Source organism: Rosettibacter sp. KY25, assembly GCF_057554405.1.
In genome coordinates, this window is record NZ_BAAJAO010000007.1 from 1 (window position 1) to 20,378 (window position 20,378).

Annotated in this window: 18 protein-coding genes and 1 pseudogene; 5 read left to right on the forward strand and 14 right to left on the reverse strand. The window is 29.0% G+C overall.

Features of this window, described 5'->3' with window-relative positions; all coding sequences use genetic code 11:
• The 5 genes and pseudogenes from AC27L2_RS05760 to AC27L2_RS05780 all read left to right on the forward strand — a co-directional run.
• Positions 1-193, forward strand: a pseudogene (locus AC27L2_RS05760) (tunnelling fold family protein); the annotation flags it as partial.
• A gap of 33 nt (positions 194-226) precedes the next feature.
• Entirely contained in the window at positions 227-1,615 is a 1,389-nt protein-coding gene (locus AC27L2_RS05765) for a tyrosine phenol-lyase (RefSeq protein WP_487210753.1), read from the forward strand.
• A 23-nt stretch (positions 1,616-1,638) separates the two neighbouring features.
• On the forward strand, positions 1,639-4,197 hold the full coding sequence (glnD, locus tag AC27L2_RS05770; RefSeq protein ID WP_487210755.1) for a [protein-PII] uridylyltransferase: 2,559 nt from the start codon (positions 1,639-1,641) through the stop codon (positions 4,195-4,197).
• Positions 4,198-4,205: 8 nt separating this feature from the next.
• A complete protein-coding gene (gene murI / locus AC27L2_RS05775; RefSeq protein ID WP_487210756.1) occupies positions 4,206-5,033 on the forward strand; it encodes a glutamate racemase in 828 nt (275 codons plus the stop codon).
• A gap of 60 nt (positions 5,034-5,093) precedes the next feature.
• A complete protein-coding gene (locus tag AC27L2_RS05780; RefSeq protein ID WP_487210757.1) occupies positions 5,094-6,203 on the forward strand; it encodes a DUF4932 domain-containing protein in 1,110 nt (369 codons plus the stop codon).
• Between the two features lie 50 nt (positions 6,204-6,253).
• Here AC27L2_RS05780 and AC27L2_RS05785 read toward each other — a convergent pair whose 3' ends face one another.
• From AC27L2_RS05785 to AC27L2_RS05850, 14 genes are all read right to left on the reverse strand, one after another.
• Positions 6,254-6,784, reverse strand: a complete 531-nt coding sequence (locus AC27L2_RS05785; protein ID WP_487210758.1) for an NUDIX hydrolase — start codon at positions 6,782-6,784, stop codon at positions 6,254-6,256.
• 292 nt (positions 6,785-7,076) lie between these two features.
• Positions 7,077-7,541 (reverse strand): bacterioferritin, encoded by a 465-nt coding sequence (gene bfr, locus AC27L2_RS05790; protein WP_487210759.1) that lies wholly within the window; start codon positions 7,539-7,541, stop codon positions 7,077-7,079.
• Positions 7,542-7,555: 14 nt separating this feature from the next.
• A complete protein-coding gene (gene mgrA / locus AC27L2_RS05795) occupies positions 7,556-8,548 on the reverse strand; it encodes an L-glyceraldehyde 3-phosphate reductase (protein ID WP_487210760.1) in 993 nt (330 codons plus the stop codon).
• A gap of 2,312 nt (positions 8,549-10,860) precedes the next feature.
• Entirely contained in the window at positions 10,861-11,613 is a 753-nt protein-coding gene (locus AC27L2_RS05800; RefSeq protein ID WP_487210761.1) for an ABC transporter ATP-binding protein, read from the reverse strand.
• Between the two features lie 213 nt (positions 11,614-11,826).
• Complete coding sequence (locus AC27L2_RS05805; RefSeq protein WP_487210762.1) at positions 11,827-12,195, reverse strand: hypothetical protein; 369 nt, start codon at positions 12,193-12,195, stop codon at positions 11,827-11,829.
• 166 nt (positions 12,196-12,361) lie between these two features.
• Positions 12,362-12,532 (reverse strand): hypothetical protein, encoded by a 171-nt coding sequence (locus AC27L2_RS05810; protein WP_487210763.1) that lies wholly within the window; start codon positions 12,530-12,532, stop codon positions 12,362-12,364.
• Positions 12,533-12,659: 127 nt separating this feature from the next.
• Positions 12,660-13,013, reverse strand: coding sequence for a hypothetical protein (locus AC27L2_RS05815; RefSeq protein ID WP_487210764.1), 354 nt, complete (start codon positions 13,011-13,013; stop codon positions 12,660-12,662).
• Positions 13,014-13,096: 83 nt separating this feature from the next.
• Positions 13,097-13,267, reverse strand: a complete 171-nt coding sequence (locus tag AC27L2_RS05820) for a hypothetical protein (RefSeq protein WP_487210765.1) — start codon at positions 13,265-13,267, stop codon at positions 13,097-13,099.
• Between the two features lie 103 nt (positions 13,268-13,370).
• Positions 13,371-14,150, reverse strand: coding sequence for an ABC transporter ATP-binding protein (locus tag AC27L2_RS05825; protein WP_487210766.1), 780 nt, complete (start codon positions 14,148-14,150; stop codon positions 13,371-13,373).
• A 1,464-nt stretch (positions 14,151-15,614) separates the two neighbouring features.
• A complete protein-coding gene (locus AC27L2_RS05830; protein ID WP_487210767.1) occupies positions 15,615-15,815 on the reverse strand; it encodes a hypothetical protein in 201 nt (66 codons plus the stop codon).
• Positions 15,816-16,190: 375 nt separating this feature from the next.
• Positions 16,191-16,382 carry a hypothetical protein gene (locus AC27L2_RS05835; RefSeq protein ID WP_487210768.1) on the reverse strand — a complete coding sequence of 64 codons (192 nt, stop codon included), beginning with the start codon at positions 16,380-16,382 and terminating at the stop codon, positions 16,191-16,193.
• 38 nt (positions 16,383-16,420) lie between these two features.
• Positions 16,421-16,558 carry a hypothetical protein gene (locus AC27L2_RS05840; RefSeq protein WP_487210769.1) on the reverse strand — a complete coding sequence of 46 codons (138 nt, stop codon included), beginning with the start codon at positions 16,556-16,558 and terminating at the stop codon, positions 16,421-16,423.
• 151 nt (positions 16,559-16,709) lie between these two features.
• The gene (locus AC27L2_RS05845; protein ID WP_487210770.1) at positions 16,710-16,907 is read right to left on the reverse strand and encodes a hypothetical protein; all 198 of its coding nucleotides are present in this window, start codon (positions 16,905-16,907) and stop codon (positions 16,710-16,712) included.
• Positions 16,908-17,198: 291 nt separating this feature from the next.
• Positions 17,199-20,369 carry an efflux RND transporter permease subunit gene (locus AC27L2_RS05850; protein WP_487210771.1) on the reverse strand — a complete coding sequence of 1,057 codons (3,171 nt, stop codon included), beginning with the start codon at positions 20,367-20,369 and terminating at the stop codon, positions 17,199-17,201.
• Positions 20,370-20,378: the final 9 nt, after the last annotated feature.

Consider the following 20,378-nt stretch of genomic DNA (forward strand, 5'->3'; position numbering starts at 1 on the left):
TGTAGAATTAAAGTCCTATAAATTCTATCTGCAATCTTATCGCAATGATGGAATTTATTTTGAGGCTGTTACAAATAAAATTTTGAACGACCTTGTTGATGTTTTGCAACCTCGATACATGAAAATCACTGCAAAGTTCAATACACGCGGCGGAATTCATTCTGATGTTATTGTTGAATATAAGAAACAATAGCCAAAAGCTATAAATAAAATATGAGGTCACACAATGGCTAAAAAAGTCATCAAAAAAAGCTGGGCTGAACCATTCAAAATAAAAATGGTTGAACCTGTTAAAATCACAACTCGAGAATACCGTGAAAAATGTATTAAGGAAGCTGGTTACAACACTTTCCTTTTAAAATCCGAAGATGTTTATATTGATTTGCTTACAGACAGTGGAACCAATGCAATGAGTGATTATCAATGGGCTGGTTTGATGATGGGTGACGAAGCTTATGCAGGCAGCAGAAATTTTTATTACCTATGGGATAATGTAAAAAAATATTACGGCATGCCTTACTTTGTTCCTACACATCAAGGAAGAGCTGCTGAACATATCATTTCAAAAATTTTGATTAAGCCCGGAGATTATATCCCAGGTAATATGTATTTTACAACAACAAGGCTACATCAAGAATTAGCAGGCGGTACTTTTGTTGATGTCATAATCGATGAGGCTCACGACCCACAGAATCGACACCCATTCAAAGGAAATGTTGATTTGAATAAGCTTGAAGACCTAATTAAAAAAGTTGGCGCAAAAAAAATTCCTTATGTAAGTATTGCCGGTCCTGTAAATATGGCAGGCGGTCAGCCAATTTCAATGGAAAATTTGAAAGCTGTCCATTCACTTGCAAAAAAATATGGAATTAAACTCTGGTTCGATGCTACTCGTGCTACTGAAAATGCTTACTTCATAAAAATGCGCGAAAAAGGTTATGAAAACAAAACCATCGCACAAATCTTAAAAGAAATGTGTTCTTATTTTGATGGACTATGGGTGAGTGCAAAAAAAGATTTAATGGTTAATATCGGTGGCTTTCTTGCAACTCGAAATAAAAAAGTTTATGAAGAAGCCAGAAACCTTGTTGTTGTTTATGAAGGTCTGCATACTTACGGCGGATTAGCAGGAAGAGACATGGAAGCTATGGCAAGAGGAATTGAAGAGATGGTAAAATTTGAAAACATAAGTTCAAGAATTGGACAAATTGAGTACTGCGGCAAACAACTTGAAAAATATGGTATTCCACTTGTTTATCCCTTTGGCGGTCATGCAATATTTCTTGATGCAAAAAGATTTTTGCCTCATATCAAACAGGATTTTTTCCCAGCTCAAACTCTTGCTGCAGAAATTTATGTTGACAGCGGAGTAAGAGGAATGGAACGCGGAATTGTTTCTGCTGGAAGAGACCCAAAAACAGGATTAAATCGTTATCCTAAACTTGAACTTGTAAGATTAACATTCCCGCGCCGTGTTTATACTCAATCACACATTGATGTTACTGTTGAATCTATAGCTCAAGTTTATCAGGATAGAAAAAAAATTAAAGGTTTGAAAATGGTTTATGAACCAAAATACCTTCGTTTCTTCCAAGCAAAATTTGTTAAATTATAATTAAGATTATTGATAACATAAATATGAGCGACGCACTTAAACTGAAAGAATCGTTTTTAAGAGATAGAAATTTACTTTTTGAGGATTCAGATATTCTCAAAGACCCTTTTAAATTCTGTAAAGAATGGAGTGTCCTTGTTGAAGAATATATCTTAAAAGCATTAAAAGAAATTAAACTCAACTGTTCAATTGCATCGGTGGGAAGTTTTGCACGACGCGAACTTTCTCCCTATTCCGATATCGATATAATGTTCATCTTCGAAAAAGTTGATAATGATGATAACATTGTTAAAAAATGTATCACAATTTTATGGGATACAGGAATAGAAGTTTCTCATACTGTAAGAGAATTTTCTGATATAAAAAAATTTTTAAAAGAAGATTTGCATGCTTTCACTCAGTTTTTTGAAACAAGATTTTTATGCGGCGACAAAAAAATTTATAATGAATGGAATAAAAAAGTATTAAGCATATTAAAAGACAGCCACAAAAAAGCTCTTATCAACGAGTTCTTTGAAGATACACGTCTTAGATATCAAAAATATGGTTCATCGGCAAAAGTGCTGGAACCAAATGTCAAATTTACTGCAGGTGGTTTGCGTGACCTTCAAGTAGTTGAATGGATTTATTCATTAAAAAACAATGTAATATTAAATTCACAAAATGAAATTACACAAACCGAAAATTTTATTAATATCTTGAAAGAAAATAAAATTCTGATTCCACGTGCAGCTGCAAGATTACTGGAAAGTTATAAATTTATACTCAACACGCGTAATCATCTTCATTTAATCTCTGGACACAAAAACGACCGTCTTGAATTTTCTGACCAGGAAAAAATTGCTTACCGCCATGGTTACTCAGAAAGCAACTGGCAGAATTACATGAAAAAATATTTTGAATCTGCCAGCATTATTAAAAGATTTTTTACCACAATGACAAAAAGATTCGAAGATGAACTTTCAAAACCAATTCCTGATTATTTGTCTATTCAATTAGATGATGATTTTTCACTTAAGGGCAGCATAATTTATTTAACACAAAATGTTGAATTAACAATGTCAACAATACTGCGTGCATTTTATTACAGAGGTTTGTATGATGCACGCTTTGATGAAAATCTTAGGTCACAAATTATTGAAGCTGTTATAGACCATGAAGATGTTCAGACTCTTGAACATCAATCTTCTGTTTTCTTTAGAGAAATTTTAAAACTCCCTAAAAATGTAAGCAAAACCTTAAATGCAATGAATGAACTCGGTGTGCTTGGTGCTTTTCTTCCAGAGTTCAAAGAAATGATAAATTTTTTTCAGCCAGGTGTTTATCATTGCTATACCGCAGACGAACATACACTTGTTGCATTATCCAATCTTGAAAATCTGAATAACGAAAATAATTTCATGGGACGACTATTTCAGAGCATTAAAGAAAAAGATGTTCTGTATCTTGCTGTTCTATTTCATGATATTGCAAAACCAATTACTGTTTCTGGTCATGAAATTATCGGTGCTGAAATTGCAAATTCTGTAATGGAAAGATTAGGATATGGTCAGAATGAAATTCAAAAAGTAAAATTTCTTGTGCGCCATCATTTAACAATGGAACAAGTTGCATTCAGAAGAAATCTTAATGATGCAACAACACTAAATATTTTTGCCGATATCTTTCCATCATCAGAAATGATTGACCTTCTCTATTTACTTACTTATGCAGATTTATCGGCTGTATCCCCTGTTGTATGGACACAATGGAAAAGCGAACTCTTATACGAACTTTATTATAAAACCAAGAGAATGGTTGAAGAAAGAATCACAGGACAAGAATTGCTTGCTCTAAGCATGGAAGAAATTATTAAAACCTCTGAAATCTTTGCAGATGAAACTGTAAGAAATCATATTGATTCAATTGACGACCTAGGATACCTGCAATATTTTACAGCAGAAGAAATCAATCAACATATTGAAGAAATTAACAAAGGGCTTCCTGTTTCTGTATTCTTCAAAGAAGAAGGAGGTTATACTTCAATTACAGTAATTACAAAAGATTCCGATGCACTTTTATCTCGTCTCTGTGGTGCTCTTTCTATAAATGACCTAAATATTCACGATGCAAAAATTTTTACAAGAAAAGATGGTATTGTAATCGATAATTTTAATGTTACAGATTTTAGAACAAACAATGTTGTTAATGATTCACGCTATCCAAAAATTATTGAAGACATCAAACTTGCTGTATCCAATCAACTTCAGATTGTAAAAGAATTTAACAGAATTAAATCCAAATGGTGGAGAATAGAAAACAAATTATTTAAACGAAAAGGTGAAGTAAAGATTACTTTTGAAAAGCATGACAGATTCACAATTATTGATATATTCTCGCCCGATAGACTTGGCCTTCTCTATCAAATAACAAAAAAAATGAATGAGCTTGGCCTTTCAATTTATTTTGCAAAAATTAATACCAAAGCCGATGACATTGTGGATTCATTTTATGTTCTCGATAGAAACAAGAAAAAAGTTTCAATAAATTCTTATGAACTAATTAAACACGAACTCACCAAAACAATCGAAGAAATGTTATAGGAAACATTATGAACTTTATGAACAGAACTAATCCAATCGGATTTTTTGATTCCGGAATAGGAGGATTAACAGTAGTAAAATCTGTAATTGAACTTCTTCCAAATGAAAACATTGTTTACTTTGGAGATACTGCACGAGTGCCTTACGGAAGTAAGTCAAATGATACAGTTATTGAATACTCACTTCAGGCAGCAAATTTTCTTTTAAGAAAAAACATAAAATTACTTGTTGTTGCCTGTAATACTGCTTCTTCTGTTGCTCTTAAGGAACTCAAAAGATTTCTTACAATTCCAGTAATTGGCATGATTGAACCAGGCTCCAAAATGGCGCTTCAAGAAACAAAGAGCGGAATAATTGGAGTAATAGGCACAACTTCTACAATAAATAATAAAGCATATTCAACACAAATCAAAAAATTAAATCCGAAAGCAAAAGTTATTGAAAAAGCATGTCCTTTATTTGTCCCATTAGCCGAAGAGGGATGGATTAATCACAAAGCAACAGAACTAATTGCAAAAGAATATTTAACAGAACTGAAAGAAAAAAAAATTGATACACTTGTTTTAGCATGCACACACTATCCAATACTTTCGGATGTAATTCAAAAAGTTGTAGGTAAAAATGTAAAACTTGTGCATTCAGGCATTCCGGCAGCAAAAATTATAGAAGAATATTTGAATGGAAGAGGATTAAGAAATATTTCAAATCATCTTGGAAAAAGAGAATTTTATGTAAGCGATATCCCAAATAAATTTCATGAAATTGCAGAAAGATTTTTAGGAACAAAAATTACACATCTTCACAAAGTTGAACTTGAAGAACTTACGAACGAATAATCTTGTGTTCGATTTTTACTAAAGAAGGATAATGATATTTGAAATAAATTTGTTTAAGAAATGAAATCCACAAGTTCAATTTTTGTATTGCTTGTTCAATTTCTAATGCTAAATTGTTCAGGCGATAATGATTCTATTAACATACCTGTTGACATAGAAGAAGAAATTGCATTAGATAATCCACCCGATTTAATTATAAAAGTTGATCCGAGAATCGAGTTATTAGCAGTGGTTCAACACTTCACTTCATGGGCAGAAAAAAATCATACAAAGTTCAATATTGGTTATAAATATGAAATCGATAACTATTTCACAAATTATAAAAATCATTCAGCCGTTCAGAAATCTCAAGCATTAACAAATGCTGGTTTCATTTATGATGCTCCAGTTGCTTTTGTTTTATATCATAGCACTCCTCCTAATTTTGAGCAGATTGTCCCATACTCTGATTACTTAATAAAACGCGCTGGTGGAGAATCTAATCTCAAAGATTTTGCAGAAAAATTGCGCTTATTTGCAAATGAAACTAACTTCATGAAATTTTTTGAAAGTAAAAGAAAATTTTATAATCACCTGCAAAATGAAATAATCAGAAATATTGGAGAGGTTAATTATATAAAAATATTAGAAAATTATTATGGTAAGAAAAAACACAGTTACAATATTATTCCAGCACCGCTTTTTCACTCAGGCGGCTATGGAGCAAAAGTCCTGAATGACACTGATGAAGATATTTATAACATTACGGGACCGAAAAATTATTCCAAGGGTAATCTTACTTTCGGTGATAAAGATGATATACTTTACATTTTATTGCATGAATTCAGTCATTCATTTATTAATGACATTACAGAAAAATATTCTGCTCAGATTAATAACTCAAAATCACTTTTTGAGCCTATAAAAGAAAAAATGATGCTTCAAGGATATAGCAACTGGCAAAGTTGTGTAAATGAACATTTAGTTAGAGCAGTCGTAGCAAGAATAACAATGCAGCTTATGGGAGAATTTTATAAAGAATTGATAATCAAAAACGAAATTAGTAATGGCTTTATTTACATTTCAAAACTTGATTTACTTTTATCTGAATATGAAAACAACCGAAATCAATATCCAAATTTTGAAAGCTTTTATCCCAGAATTATAGAACTATTTAATTCTCTTATCTAACCACATTAGATTAAAAATTTTTACTGCGCAATTTTTATAAACAGCATATATCAATAATTTAATTTAAGCATTGTTATTCCGCATATAGTTTTTGCATCAACAATTTCACCATTCCGAATTTTTTCTTCTGCTTCTTCAATAGAAAGCTCAATTAATTCCATTCCTTCTTCACCTTCTTCACGCTCATGATTCCCTTCTGTTAAATCTTTTGCAAGAAAAATATGAAGCACCTCATTGCAAAATCCTGGTGTTGTATAAATTTTCCCAAGCTTAATGATATTATTTGAAGTGTAGCCTGTTTCTTCTTTTAATTCTCGAATTGCACAATGAAGCGGCTCCTCCCCTTTATCTAATTTACCTGCAGGAAGTTCAAGAATAACTTCGTTATGAGGATAACGATATTGTTTAACAAAAATTATTTTCCCATTATTCAAAACAGGAACAATAACTGCTCCTCCTGGATGCACAGCCACCTGTCGTGTTGCCAAATTTCCAGAACCATTGTATTGAATATCATCAACTTTAACACTAAATACTTTCCCTTCGAAAACTATATTGCTTTTAATTACTTTGAAATTCATTTATTCCTCTGCTTGTTATTAATTGCAAAGTTACATAATTACAAAATTACAAGATAGACAAATTTTAATAAGAAAGAAGGGTGAACACAAAATGACAAAAACTACAACTTGAAATAAAGTTACATGAAGTAATAAGATAAACATACAGCAGCTGTAGATGAAGTCTCAGGCGTTGAGAAAACAAACTGTCTCTAAATTAACTTGGGAGTAATTATAAAACGAAAACTATTTTGGTAAGATTTATTTAATAGAAATTGAGGCGTTGCGTTCAATCAACGCCTCTGCAATTATATTACACTTGATTTGACAAATAACTTTCCAAACCCATCTGTTCAATTTGTGATCGTTGAGTTTCTGCCCAATCTACATGTCCTTCTTCCATCTTCAAAATTTTTGTCAATAGTTCAGCTGTAGATTCATCGCCAACTTCTCGTGCAAGTGCAATTCCTCTGTTATAAGCTTTAATAGCATCCTGCTCAGCTTCTTGATCATTGTAAATAATATCTGTGACAGATTTGCCGATTTTCATTTCTTTTAATTTGTTTACTATTGGATTTCCTTCGAGAAACAAAATTCTTTGAATAAGCCATTCAGCATGATGCATTTCATCGATTGCTTGCTTTTCGATTGCTTCGTGAAGTTTGCTGTAACCCCAGTTATCACACATTTCTGAATGAACCATATACTGACTGATGGCAGTTAATTCATCAGCTAATAAATCATTAAGAACTTCGATAAGTTTTTCATTCCCTTTCATTTTTATACTCCATTTTATTGAGATAAGATTTTTTCGATTTCATTTAATTCATCTTCTGAAAATTGTAAATTGTTTAATGATCCTACCGCATCATCAATCTGTTCAATACGACTTGCACCAATCAGTGCCGAAGTTACAACATGTTTTCTTAGAACCCAGGCAAGAGCCATTTGAGCTAAAGATTGATTTCTCTTTTTAGCAATTACATTGAGCTTTTTTATTTTTTCTAATTTATCATTTGTAATCTGTTCAGCTTTCAAAAATCCCCATGGTTTCGAAGCACGAGAACCTTCTGGAATTCCATTTAAATATTTATCTGATAATAATCCTTGAGCTAATGGAGAAAATACAATACATCCAATTCCTTCTTGTTCAAGCACATCTGTTAATCCATCTTCAATCCATCGGTCGAACATATTGTAACGCGGTTGATGAATTAATAAATGATGCCCCATTTGCTTCAGAATATCTGCAGCTTTTTTTGTTTCCTCTGGTTTGTATTGAGATATTCCAACATACAAAGCTTTACCGCTTCTTATAATTAAGTCTAATGCACCTATTGTTTCTTCAAGTGGAGTTTCGGGGTCAGGACGATGATGATAAAAAATATCTACATAATCTAAGCCCATTCTTTTAAGACTCTGATCCAAAGATGCAATCAAATATTTTTTTGAACCCCAATCACCGTAAGGTCCAGGCCACATACCCCAGCCGGCTTTTGTAGAAATTATCATTTCATCACGATAGCCTTTGAAATCTTTTTTAAGAATTATACCAAAATTTTCTTCTGCAGAACCTGGAGGCGGTCCATAATTATTTGCTAAATCAAAATGAGTAATACCTAAATCAAAAGCATGACGAATAATTGCTCTGCCATTTTCAAATACATCGACTCCGCCGAAATTATGCCATAAACCTAATGAAATAGCGGGCAGCTTTAATCCGCTTTTCCCGCAGCGGTTATATTTCATTGTATCGTAACGATTATCTGAAGGTGTGTAATTCAATTTTTTTTCTCCAATAATTTTTTGTGAATTTAACGATTAAATTCAATAATTCAATATAAAAAAATTCTTTGTTTTATTTAGTAATTATTATTACAAATACATTTTGATGTATTATTAATTACAAAATTACAAAATTGTGCAGAAGTCATTCTTATTGTAAAACGAAATGCAGTTTCGTTTAAAGATTACAAAATTGCAAGATTACAGGTTTATCGAGATTAGAAATGTTTTTCAGATATATTCTTTGCGGCTTTGCGATAAAAATAATTCTTATTTTTTTACCACAAAGTTCACTAAGGATTTCACAAAGTTACACGAAAGAATAATATCTTTTATTCCTTTGTGTTGAACTTTGTGCACTTTGTGGTAAAATAATCTCAAAATTCTCTGTGGTTCTCCGTGTTATCTCTGTGGCTCTCTGTGTAATTTATTTTCACACAGAGAACCACTGAACTTAACTCTGAGAACCACAGAGTATTTCTATAGTTAAAGACAAATTATCATCTTTGAAATTTTTTCAAGGAAATGATTTACAAAATGGTTACTCAATTTTTGTGTATAGTTTTTATGAAATAAGATGTATATAATCCAACCAATACAACGATAACAAACGCTCCAATTTTGATTAAAGTATATGACTCATTCAATGAAAATAATACGAATAAGAATAATAGAAAAAAGATTGAATTCATAATAATATATTCAGTAATACTCCGTGGGTAATAATTAAATTTGCGTGCATACTTTTCAGAAACTACTATAGCTATTAAACCTAAAAGCAGCGGAGTGAGAGATAAAGGAACTGCTGATAGAATATTTTTACTTTCATTTAACAAATAAATAAACATAAGCAGAGACACTATAAAACAAATTATCAACCAGAAAGAAATATGAAATGTTTTGGTGTTTATTTTCATAGTCCTCAATTTATAATTGTATGGTTAAATAATTTTATAAAAGATTTTCACCATATTCACAAATAATAAATAACTACCTATAAACTGCAGAAAATATTTTATAACGATTTCTTAAAATTCTATTTCTAAAAAAATTATATATTACAATAGAACCTGAAATCGAAACAAAGAGACTAAAAATTATAGAAATGTTAGTTATAAAAATTATTAATGTTACTGTAATTATTGATATTAAATTAGCCCTCAAAGATGTATTGTTCCTAAATGAAAACAAACTTTCAATTTTTTTGGGGAAATAGAATGAATTAACTATCCCTATTATTAATAAAACGAATCCGCTTGTAACATATATTAGTATATATTCAATATTTAACAAGTTAAAGAAATATTCAAGAAGAAAAGTAATTATTGCATCAGGGAGTATCATCACCAGATATATTTTAAAAATATTTTTCGAATAATAAATTAAACTTACCCCTGCTTTGCTCATGGTCTACCACATAGAACGTAAATATCCGAAAGTATTGTTCAAAATATATGTAAAAAGAATAGCCGGAGATAAAAAGAGATTAACAAGATATAGATAAAATCCAGGTAGATCATTCGATTTTAACAGCATATTTGCATTTGTTAAGACCAGTAAAAATTTTACTAATAATGACAATATCAGTATAGTTCTTAACTTACTATTGCCAACAATTATTTTAATAACAGGGTTTGTAAGTTGTTTTCTCACTGTTTCTTTCATAGTCTTCTGTTTGGAGTCGACAATGGAATTCTCTATTATAATATTGCTTATAAGAAGTGTTAAAAGAAATATTGATGCTATTAAATTATAATTAATAAGGTCAATCCTAAAGTATAAAAAACTAAGTAATATGAACACTCCTGTAACAAATGGTATTATTAATATTATTGATTTCCTTGTTCTAAATTCTATGAATAATTGCAGTATTCTTTTGAATAAATGGATTATTACAATCCACAATAATGTATTGATAATAAAAATAAATCTGTCCCCTTTCATTAAAAAAAAAAGGGTTCCTGTAAATAAAATTAATCCCAAATAATAAGGACAAATAAATTCATTGAGCAGGTTGTAAAAAAATTTCTTTACTTTAGCTACAGGAAAATTTTGAGGTATAAATATTTTTATTGATTGATATGAGGGGAAAAAACCTCTAATCAGTGTTATAATCATTAATGTGAGAATTAAATACAGTTCAAGTTCATGTTTAGACAGATAAATTTTTTTGGTATCAATAGAGTTATAAATACTAGAAAATAATACACCATAAAACACTGCCAAAATAAAAGCAAGTATAAAGCTTATAGTTTTTACGGGGTGAGCTTTAATATCAAAAATTCTTTTTAATCTGAGTATCAGTAAATAAACTAAAATGCCCATTCGACTTCCTTAATTCTGGGTTTGTAATCATTTAGTTTACTTAATAAACTCTCATCAATATTTTTATTGCCATTATCAAGGAATGAAGACAAAGTACCGTCAAAAATTATTTTACTATTATCCAGCACTGTTATATGTGTTGCAACTTTTTCAACATAATCCAGGTTATGTGAGGAAAGGAATATTACTCTATTATTATTTTTATATCTGTTCAAAAATTCTATTAATAAGTTTGAAGCAACTGGGTCGAGACCTGAGAAAGGTTCGTCAAGAAGAAGATATTTTGGCTTATGGAGTATAGCAGAACAAAACATCAATTTCTTTTTCATCCCTGTAGAAAAATGTGCAATAACATTTTTTATATCTTCTATATTTCCGAAAAAATAGACAGCCAGGCTTTCAATACGTTTTTTTAATTCTTTATTAGGAATTTCATATAATCTTCCAACAAAAGATAAATACTCATAACCAGTAAGTTCTTCTATCAAATAGTTTGCTTCTGATAAAACGCCCAAATTCCTTTTAATTTCTAATTCATTAGCATTGTAATTCATGTTATCAAAAAAAATTTCCCCTGAATCAGGCTTAATAAAATCTGACATAATATTAATAAGTGTTGTTTTGCCTGCACCATTTTTACCAAGTAGACAATAAATAGAATTTTGAGGAGCGGTAATATTAATATTATCCAGAACTTTTTTAACTGAATAATTTTTTGATACTTTACTGATAACTATCATATTTTATTATTAGTTGTTAAAAAAAATAAGATACTTATTAATTTAATAATTTCCCCTGCGGCAACGGAGAATTACGATTAAGTGTTGTTGAAAATGAAAAAGTACTAAAATAAAAAAGTGCCAGAAAGTTGTTCTTGGCAGCTTGGAAATCTTATTCATATTATTCTACTTCTAGGAAAAGGTTAAATGAACGATATAATACTTCCATTCTCGTTAATTTAATTGATTTTTAGTAACCTTAAGCAAAGAATAAGTAGTGAATATCCCAACAATAGTCATTAAACAAAAAAGAAGGACTATAATAAAGAAAAAAGTTGAATCAAGAAATTTTAAAGCTGCTATAAATATTAAAAAAGAAATAAAATTAATTAATATATATTCTTGAATATTTTTAATATAATAAATTACATTTTTTCTAAGTCTTTTTTCAATATACTGAGAAACAATAATTGTTATAAAGGGCATTAATGCGATTATACCAGAAAATACTGAATAATGAAACATAATATAAGAAAATATCAATGTATAAATTGATACTATTGTAATCCAAAAATATTTTGAAACTTTATTTAAGTTATACATTTTAACACCCTCATAAAATAATTATAAAATATAATTCACTAAGATTGAATGTAGTGAACGAGTTAGTAACTATATAATAAAATTAGTTACTAACTCGATTAAAAGTCAATTTATATTATTAACATACAGCAACAGCTGTTGCAGAAATTATAACACCCACTATTGCTTAACCCCATATGCCTACAGGTCCACTTGCTAAACCAAACGCTAAAACATTCCACGCACCCAATTGGATAAATGCAGCATTACATAACCAATAATTCACTCCTTTTCCACCATAAGCCTCGGTTCTACCACCTTGAATTATTTCCATCTGCTCAACACTTAGTCCCTTCATTTTGCACCTCCATTTATTTAGTTATTAATTAATGTCCCGCGGCTAAGGACAATTGATTACTACCGATAATCCGATATCCCATGCTATCGGATTTTTTTAATTCTTCAATTCTGTCTGTTTATTTTGTTTATATCTGAGAAGTAAAAAAAAATGTTGTATATATCCCTACCAAAGTCATAACAGTAAATGCCCCGATTTTAATTAATAAGTAATCATCATTTAGTGAGTATAACACAAAAATAAATAGAGAAAAGAAAAGTAAATTTGTTATTAAATATTCTGGGATACTTGTCGGATAATAACTATTTTTACCTCTTACTTTTTCTGCTACCGTAATTTGTATTATACCTCCTATTAAAGGAATGAAAGCAGGTAAAATACCTTTATTTTCCTTCATTAAATATATTAATATAAGTACTGAAGCAATAACACAAATAAACAACCAGAAAGAAATATGGAATGATTTTTTTTCTATTATCATATTTCCTCCTAAAATAATCTAATTGTTGGGAGCCAGGATAGCAATATTTTAGTGGCTCCCTTATATTAAATTTTGCTCTTATTTTAACATGCTGCAGCTGCAGTTACTCCAATGATAACACCTGCTACAATCCCAGCACCTGTCAAACCTGCTAAACCAAAAGCTAAAGTATTCCAGAAACCCAATTGAATAAACGCGGCATTACATAACCAATAATTCACTCCTTTTCCACCATAAGCCTCCGGTTCTACCACCTTAAATTATTTCCATCTGCTCAACACTTAGTTCCTTCATTTTGAAACTTAATTATTAACCCCAGCTAATCTGATATTTTGGACCGTTTGATTTTTTAATTATCTATAACCATGAAAGCATTTCGTCATTTTCATTTTTATCTGTGGTTAAATCTATAAATATCTCTTCAAGCGATTGATATGTTTCTTTTGTTACTTCGTTTTTTATTTTGTTTCTGATGTCTTTTGTTTCCGATTGAAAAACAATTTTACCCTTGTTAATAATTGCAACTTCATCACAAAAATCTTCTACTTCTGCCAATGCGTGGGATGTAATTAAAACAGTTGCACCTTTGTCTCTCATTCTTTTTAATATGTCTTTCATTTTCTTGCGTGAAATTGGGTCAACGCTTTCAAATGGCTCATCAAGAATAAGAAGTGTAGGGTTATGAATAATTGCAGCAGCAAAAGCTAATTTTTTTTTCATACCTTGAGAATAAGTTTCAATAAGTTTTTTTTCTGTTAGTTTTAAGCTAAAAAAGTGGATTAATTCTGAAATTCTTTGAATGGCTTTACTAATTTCCATGTCGTACATAACCGAAACGTATTTTAAATATTCATATGAATTCAATTTTTCTATCAGAAAAGACTCTTGTAAAAGAAATCCAATATTCTTTTTGTAAGTATATGACTCTCTTTTTATTTCATCCCCGTAAATATAAATTTTACCTGAATCCCAATTAAGTATATTAGCAAGTATATTAATTAACGTTGTTTTCCCGGCACCATTAGGTCCTGTAAGTCCAAATATTTTACTGATCGGTACAGAGAATGATAACTTATTAAGTGCTAAAATATCCCTACTATAGCTTTTTACTAATTCTTTGATTTCAATTGCGTTCATTAATTTCCTCAATAATAATTTTATTGTCCATATATTTATAAAGGATAGTAAAACCTAATATACTTGAAATCAAAGGGAAATAATAAAAGTTAAAAATTTTATAAAATATATTATATGGTATTGATGCTAACAGATAAACGACGAAAAGGAATATCTTATTTTTATAATGACCTATATTAGCATGATTTTCCCTGTAAGTGTTAGATATAGAACCGTATAAGCCTGCTAAAAGTATATATGGAATTATTGAAAGATAGAAATATATAATTTTAATTAAAAAAGATATAGAGTTTATTTTGAAAAAAAATATAGGAAATGCTGATATTAACAAAAAAATGAAACTTATATAAAAACTAGAAATGGTTTTTAAATAAAATATTTGTCTTACTTTCATTGGTAAAACTAAATAAAACTTATGCTCGTAATTTGCCCTTTTCAACTGTTCAAAAAATATATTTTTAAATTCAAAAACAGTAATAAAAACGAGGAAGACATCAATATAGTTATAATATTTTTTTTGCAATAAATAAAAAATTATCAAAGCTGTCCAATTCATTAATAACAACGAAAAAAAACTTATTTTTCTCAATACCATTAAAAAATCTATATAGAGAATAATTTTACTTTTTATACTTAACATAGAGAAAAAAGATTATTATGTTTTTAATTTACTATTGATACACCTTATCATTTTTTAGCAAGAAGAAATTAACTAAGTAGACAAAAATCAAAATTGACACTAATAGACATACCATTGTTAATAATTCACTCCAATTTTGAGAGAAAATATCGTAGGCGGCTATTCCAATAAAATTAGAAATGGGAAAGTATAAAAATGCATTGTTCCCAAAAGTTTGTGATAAAATTTGAAAAATAATTATTACAAAAGGAATAATACCTGCTATTATATTAATATTGGAAAATATCTTGGCAACTAAGTACAAAAAGATAATTATTGAATTTATTACAGAAATAAATACTACTGTGATTATAAGGCTAATGATTAAAGAGTAAATTTGTTGGATAAAAACAAGATACATTAGTAGTAATTGTGGGAAAATTATCACCATAATACTCCAGTCAAAAGTAATAGATAAATTTAAATAAGTAAACTTTTCTAAGCTTGATAAACTGAATAGGCTAATGGATCTTAAATCAATAAACAAACGCCTAATTATTCTTAGTGTAGACAAAATTGTATATAGAAGAAAAATAACGGTAAAAAGAACACATAAATTAGCTTTATTAAAATCATACTTAATAATGTACCAAGTTAGTATTCCGGTGGAGACATCTAAAATAAGCGTGAATAAAAAATAAGCGAAGGGGATATTTTTATATTTATCCCTCTTGCTTAAAAGCATATTTAACTGAATTAAATAAAGTAATTTTGAAAATTTCATCATTAAGTGGGCGTTAGGCTAGTACAGAGCTGCACTAGCCTATTACCATTAATTTTACTTATTATCCAAAGATTGCTTCACCGCAACTTATTTCTGCGCTGATAATTGATACACGTAAAAAGATTATTGCTGCCATCGCTGCAGGTGAAGTAACGGACATTGCTGATCCAATAACCCCAGCTACAGATAAACCACAACTCACCCATGATACCCAGCCGCCCCCAATAGTATTTGATACCTTCTCAACATTTAATTTTTTCATTTTACACCCCCATTAATTTAGTTAATAATTTCCCCTGCTGCATTGGGGAAGTTATTATGGAGTGTTGTTGTAAATGAGAAAGTATTAAAAATAAAAAGTCCCAAGAAGTTGTTCTTGGCAGCCTGGAAATTTTATTCTCATATATTATTCTACTTCTAGGAAAAGGTTAAATGAACGATATAATACTTCCATTCTCGTATATTTAATTGATTTTTAGTAACCTTAAGCAAAGAATAAGTAGTGAATATCCCAACAATAGTCATTAAACAAAAAAGAAGAACTTTAATTAAGAAAAAAGTTGCATCAAGAAATTTTAAAGCTGATATAAATATTAAAAAAGAAATAAAATTAATAAATATATATTCTTGAATGTTTTTAATGTAATAAATTACATTCCTTCTTAAATCTTTTTTCAATATACTGAGAAACAATTATTGTTATAAAGGGCATTAATGCGATTATACCAGAAAATACTGAATAATGAAACATGATATAAGAAAATATCAATGTATAAATTGATGCTATTGTAATCCAAAAATATTTTGATATTTTATTTAAGTTATCCATTTCCCCCTTCTGTAAAATAATAAAGTCTATTTATATTATTAACATACAGCAACAGCTATTGCAGAAATTACAACACCTGCTATTATTCCACCCCATAAGTCTACAGGACCACCTGCTAAACCAAACGCTAAAACATTCCACGCACCCAATTGGATAAATGCAGCATTACATAACAAATAAGTTGCCTTTTCCCAGATTTTATCTTCTAACCTATTGTCTTGATAATGATTATTTATTATAATTAAATTTGATCAGTTACATCTGTTATAAGAGCAATATAATTAGATTTATTCCTAATTTTATATTTAATTACTTTCTCTAAAAGTATTATTTTGAATAGTATTTCCAACCCTCATAAAAACCGTCTACAAATTCTTTTGTTGCTGTTATTATACCAGTAATTAATATTATTATACTAATGCTTATATATACATACATTAAAAATTTTGTCTTAAATCTAATTGCTCTCTTTTTGTAAATTAATAAAATTCCAAGTATAATTAATATTAAACTAATAAAAGTCATTTATACCTCCTATTAATTTTGCCTAATCAATTTTTATTATTCCCCTCTAAATAGTCAATTTAAAATATTCAAAAAGTTAGCAAACTATATTTGTAAACTAATATTAACGAAGTAATATCTCTATTGATTTGCTCTTACTGCATAACTAATGGATACTTTTTGAATTTTATACCCTCAAAAAATGTCATCACATTACCCTCTTGTAAAATAACATTTTTTGCTGCTTAAATATAATATGGGGAGGGGAATTGTCAAGAAAAAAATTAGTGTTCAAAAAATAATAACCAAAGCTTATATTGCTTTAGATTTTTCTCTGAATACAATAGTGTAATAAATTAATGGAACAAAAAAAGCAATAAAAATTGATGATGTTATTATACCACCGATAATACTTAAGCTAAGATTTTTCCAGAAAGTAGATTCTGAGCTTAATACAAAAGGCACCAAAGCAAAAATTGTAGTAGATGAAATCGTTAAAATTGCACGTAGCCTGGTTGCTGATAAAGTAATTATTTCTTCAATGGTTCCTGATTGTTGATTTTTTAATATATAATTAACCATTAATATTGCACTGTTTACAGTTAGTCCCATTAAAAGAAGCATACCTGAATAAGCCCCTCTTTCTATATTAAAATTAAATAACCAGAAAACAAAAATTGAACCTAAAAATGCAAATGGAATAGCAGAAAAAATTATCAGAGAATTTTTTAAAGATTCAAAAAAGGAAGAAGAAATCATAAATATTATCACTCCCGCAGCCAAAAATATCTTCAATATGTCATATTCATTTTTTAATTCTAATACAATTGGGAAATCTACCTGTTCAATTGTAAAACCAGGCGGAATATCGATATTTGCTAATGTCGATTGAAGAAATTGCTTGCCGTAATAATAAGGTCCTTTGAACTCGAAACTAATGTATCTAACATATTGCTGATCTTCTCTATTAATAGTAGAAAGAATTTTCCTTTCATAAAAATTAATTATATCCTTCACTTTGAAACTCTTTCCGTTATAATCCTTTAGTATAATATTTTTTAGTTCCTCTAATTGAACTTTATTATAATTTGAAAACTTGATTTGATATTCGACCTGATTATTTTCTATCCTAAATTTATTATCATTAAAAACACCTTCAATATTTTTTGTAATAACAAAAAATATTTCTGCTAATGTAATATTATATGCTTTCAATTTTTCCCTATCGACTTCTCCAATAATTTCATAATTCTCGGGAGACCATAAAATTTCTGATTTATCAATATCAACATTATCCACTCGAGGATTAACAATAATCTTATTTCTAAATTCTTCGGCAAGAGATTTTACTTTTTCATAATTATAACCTTTTACTACAACATTAAATGGACTGTATGAAATACCTTCTGCATTTGAAAACCCAGGACCAAAACCATAAACATACGAATTTACACCCCCAAGTTGAGCTGTATACGCAGTAATATAATTTCTTAGAATATAGGGAAAAGATGTATTAGCTTGATTTTTATCAAATTCTATTCTAATTACTGCATTTTCTTCATCAATAACATTGGCTATAAGGTTTTTAAAATTACTTTTATATTGCAATATATCGTTCTCTAAATCTTTACAAAGTTTATTTATTCTTTCTATTCTATTGCTATTAGGAAGTTCAAGTCTAACATAAATATAAGTTTCTTCGCCATAACTCCAGATTTCCCCTTTTGATATATGATTAAAATATAAATTCAAACATCCACCTAATGCATAATTTAAAAATGGTTTTATTTCATGATAAAATTCTGAATCAAAAATTAAATTATATACTTTGCCAATAAATGGTGTTTCAATCCTGTCGGGTATTAACCAAACAGGCAGCCCAATTATCAAGATAAGAAATGTTAAACTTAGCTTCTTAAAACGAATAATCATTCTTACAATTTTTTTATACTGGTTATTAATAAACTCTAAAGATGATGGAAACAACTCTGTTTTCTTATTAGGTTTATATGATTTTAGATAAAGAAAGGGCACTACGGTTATTGAAACTATGAGAGAGGCAAATAAATTAGAACCCATGCCAATTGCAAAATGCTTAAAATATAATTTCAACTCGCCTGTAAAAAATATTAAGGGAATAAAAACAAAAATTACAATTATAGTAGAGGTTAGAAGTGGATTAAATATTTCTTTGGTATATACACTTAAATATTTTATTCCTTGTCCATTATAATGTTTGTCGAGATAATCAATAACAACAATTGAGTTATCAACTATGAAACCCAGACCAACGATAAAACATGTTATTGTAATTATGTTTAATGTTAGTCCAAGTAAATAAAACAGTGCAAAAGAAAAACTTAAGGAAAAGAAAACAGAAATGATAATTATCAATGGATATTTGTAATTTCTAAAAATCAAGAGCAACACTATGAATAAGATTAGAAATGATAAAATACCGTTTCGATAAAGAGAGAATAATTCGGCATACATCTCCTCACTTTTATCAAGCTCTTTAATAACAATAAAATCAGAGGGAAAAATTTTACTGAGTTCTTGAAACTTTTTCTTTACATCATTTGAAACTTTAAAAGTATTTGCACCCAGTTCCTTACTTATAATTAAATTAACAGTTTCTTTTCCGTTAATTCTGTAATACGATTGAGGTTCCTTAAAATCTTCCGATACTTTTGCTATATCTTTAATTTTTATTGTTTGGTTGTTAGATAATTTTTTTACTGCTTGATTTTTAATTATCTCCAAATTGTGGATTTCATTTCTAACATTTATATAATATTGATAATTTTGATTATTAACTTTTCCTGCTGATATAATAACTTCGGCATCTTTAACAGCATTGGTTATATCTTCATTTGTAATTTCAAGGGCTTTTAATTTATCATAATCAACAATAATATTAATAATTTTATCAGAACCACCTCTTACTTCAACATTCGATACACCATCAATTGACTTAAGCTGCATCAATACATTATCAATTATAAATTTTCTTATTTCATTTGCACTTTTATCTGAAGATATTGAATAAACAAGAAATCCCTGTAAGTTCTCTAACTGTTCTGGGACATAAGAAGAAACTACTGGTTTTGAAATACCAAATGGCAATTGATGTTTAAGTGCATTTAACTTTTCATTTATTTCTATACGGGCAAAATTTATATCACTATTGGGATGAAAATCGATAAAAATATTTGATAGACCTTCTGAAGATTTAGAAGAGATTTTTTTTACTCCCATTATTGTGGATAGCTCGGCTTCTACAGGCGAAGTTACGTAAGCTTCTACCGCTTCAGGAGAAGCTCCTTGCCAATAAATTGAAATTGATAATTTTGGATAATCAACATGTGGACTTAATTCAACCGGTATATTTAATATAGAAACAATACCAACACACAGAACACCAAATAAAAACATCAATGTAGTAACTGGACGAGATAAAAATATGTAGAATATTTTTTTCACTAACTTCTT

What these genes read in the sequence shown, in the direction of transcription:
- AC27L2_RS05765 (WP_487210753.1), top strand. Translation starts at nt 227, where the DNA reads ATGGCTAAAAAAGTCATCAAAAAAAGCTGGGCTGAACCATTCAAAATA.
- glnD (WP_487210755.1), top strand. Translation starts at nt 1,639, where the DNA reads ATGAGCGACGCACTTAAACTGAAAGAATCGTTTTTAAGAGATAGAAAT.
- murI (WP_487210756.1), top strand. Translation starts at nt 4,206, where the DNA reads ATGAACTTTATGAACAGAACTAATCCAATCGGATTTTTTGATTCCGGA.
- AC27L2_RS05780 (WP_487210757.1), top strand. Translation starts at nt 5,094, where the DNA reads ATGAAATCCACAAGTTCAATTTTTGTATTGCTTGTTCAATTTCTAATG.
- AC27L2_RS05785 (WP_487210758.1), bottom strand. Translation starts at nt 6,784, where the DNA reads ATGAATTTCAAAGTAATTAAAAGCAATATAGTTTTCGAAGGGAAAGTA.
- bfr (WP_487210759.1), bottom strand. Translation starts at nt 7,541, where the DNA reads ATGAAAGGGAATGAAAAACTTATCGAAGTTCTTAATGATTTATTAGCT.
- AC27L2_RS05800 (WP_487210761.1), bottom strand. Translation starts at nt 11,613, where the DNA reads ATGATAGTTATCAGTAAAGTATCAAAAAATTATTCAGTTAAAAAAGTT.
- AC27L2_RS05805 (WP_487210762.1), bottom strand. Translation starts at nt 12,195, where the DNA reads ATGTATAACTTAAATAAAGTTTCAAAATATTTTTGGATTACAATAGTA.
- AC27L2_RS05810 (WP_487210763.1), bottom strand. Translation starts at nt 12,532, where the DNA reads ATGAAGGGACTAAGTGTTGAGCAGATGGAAATAATTCAAGGTGGTAGA.
- AC27L2_RS05815 (WP_487210764.1), bottom strand. Translation starts at nt 13,013, where the DNA reads ATGATAATAGAAAAAAAATCATTCCATATTTCTTTCTGGTTGTTTATT.
- AC27L2_RS05825 (WP_487210766.1), bottom strand. Translation starts at nt 14,150, where the DNA reads ATGAACGCAATTGAAATCAAAGAATTAGTAAAAAGCTATAGTAGGGAT.
- AC27L2_RS05830 (WP_487210767.1), bottom strand. Translation starts at nt 15,815, where the DNA reads ATGAAAAAATTAAATGTTGAGAAGGTATCAAATACTATTGGGGGCGGC.
- AC27L2_RS05835 (WP_487210768.1), bottom strand. Translation starts at nt 16,382, where the DNA reads ATGGATAACTTAAATAAAATATCAAAATATTTTTGGATTACAATAGCA.
- AC27L2_RS05845 (WP_487210770.1), bottom strand. Translation starts at nt 16,907, where the DNA reads ATGACTTTTATTAGTTTAATATTAATTATACTTGGAATTTTATTAATT.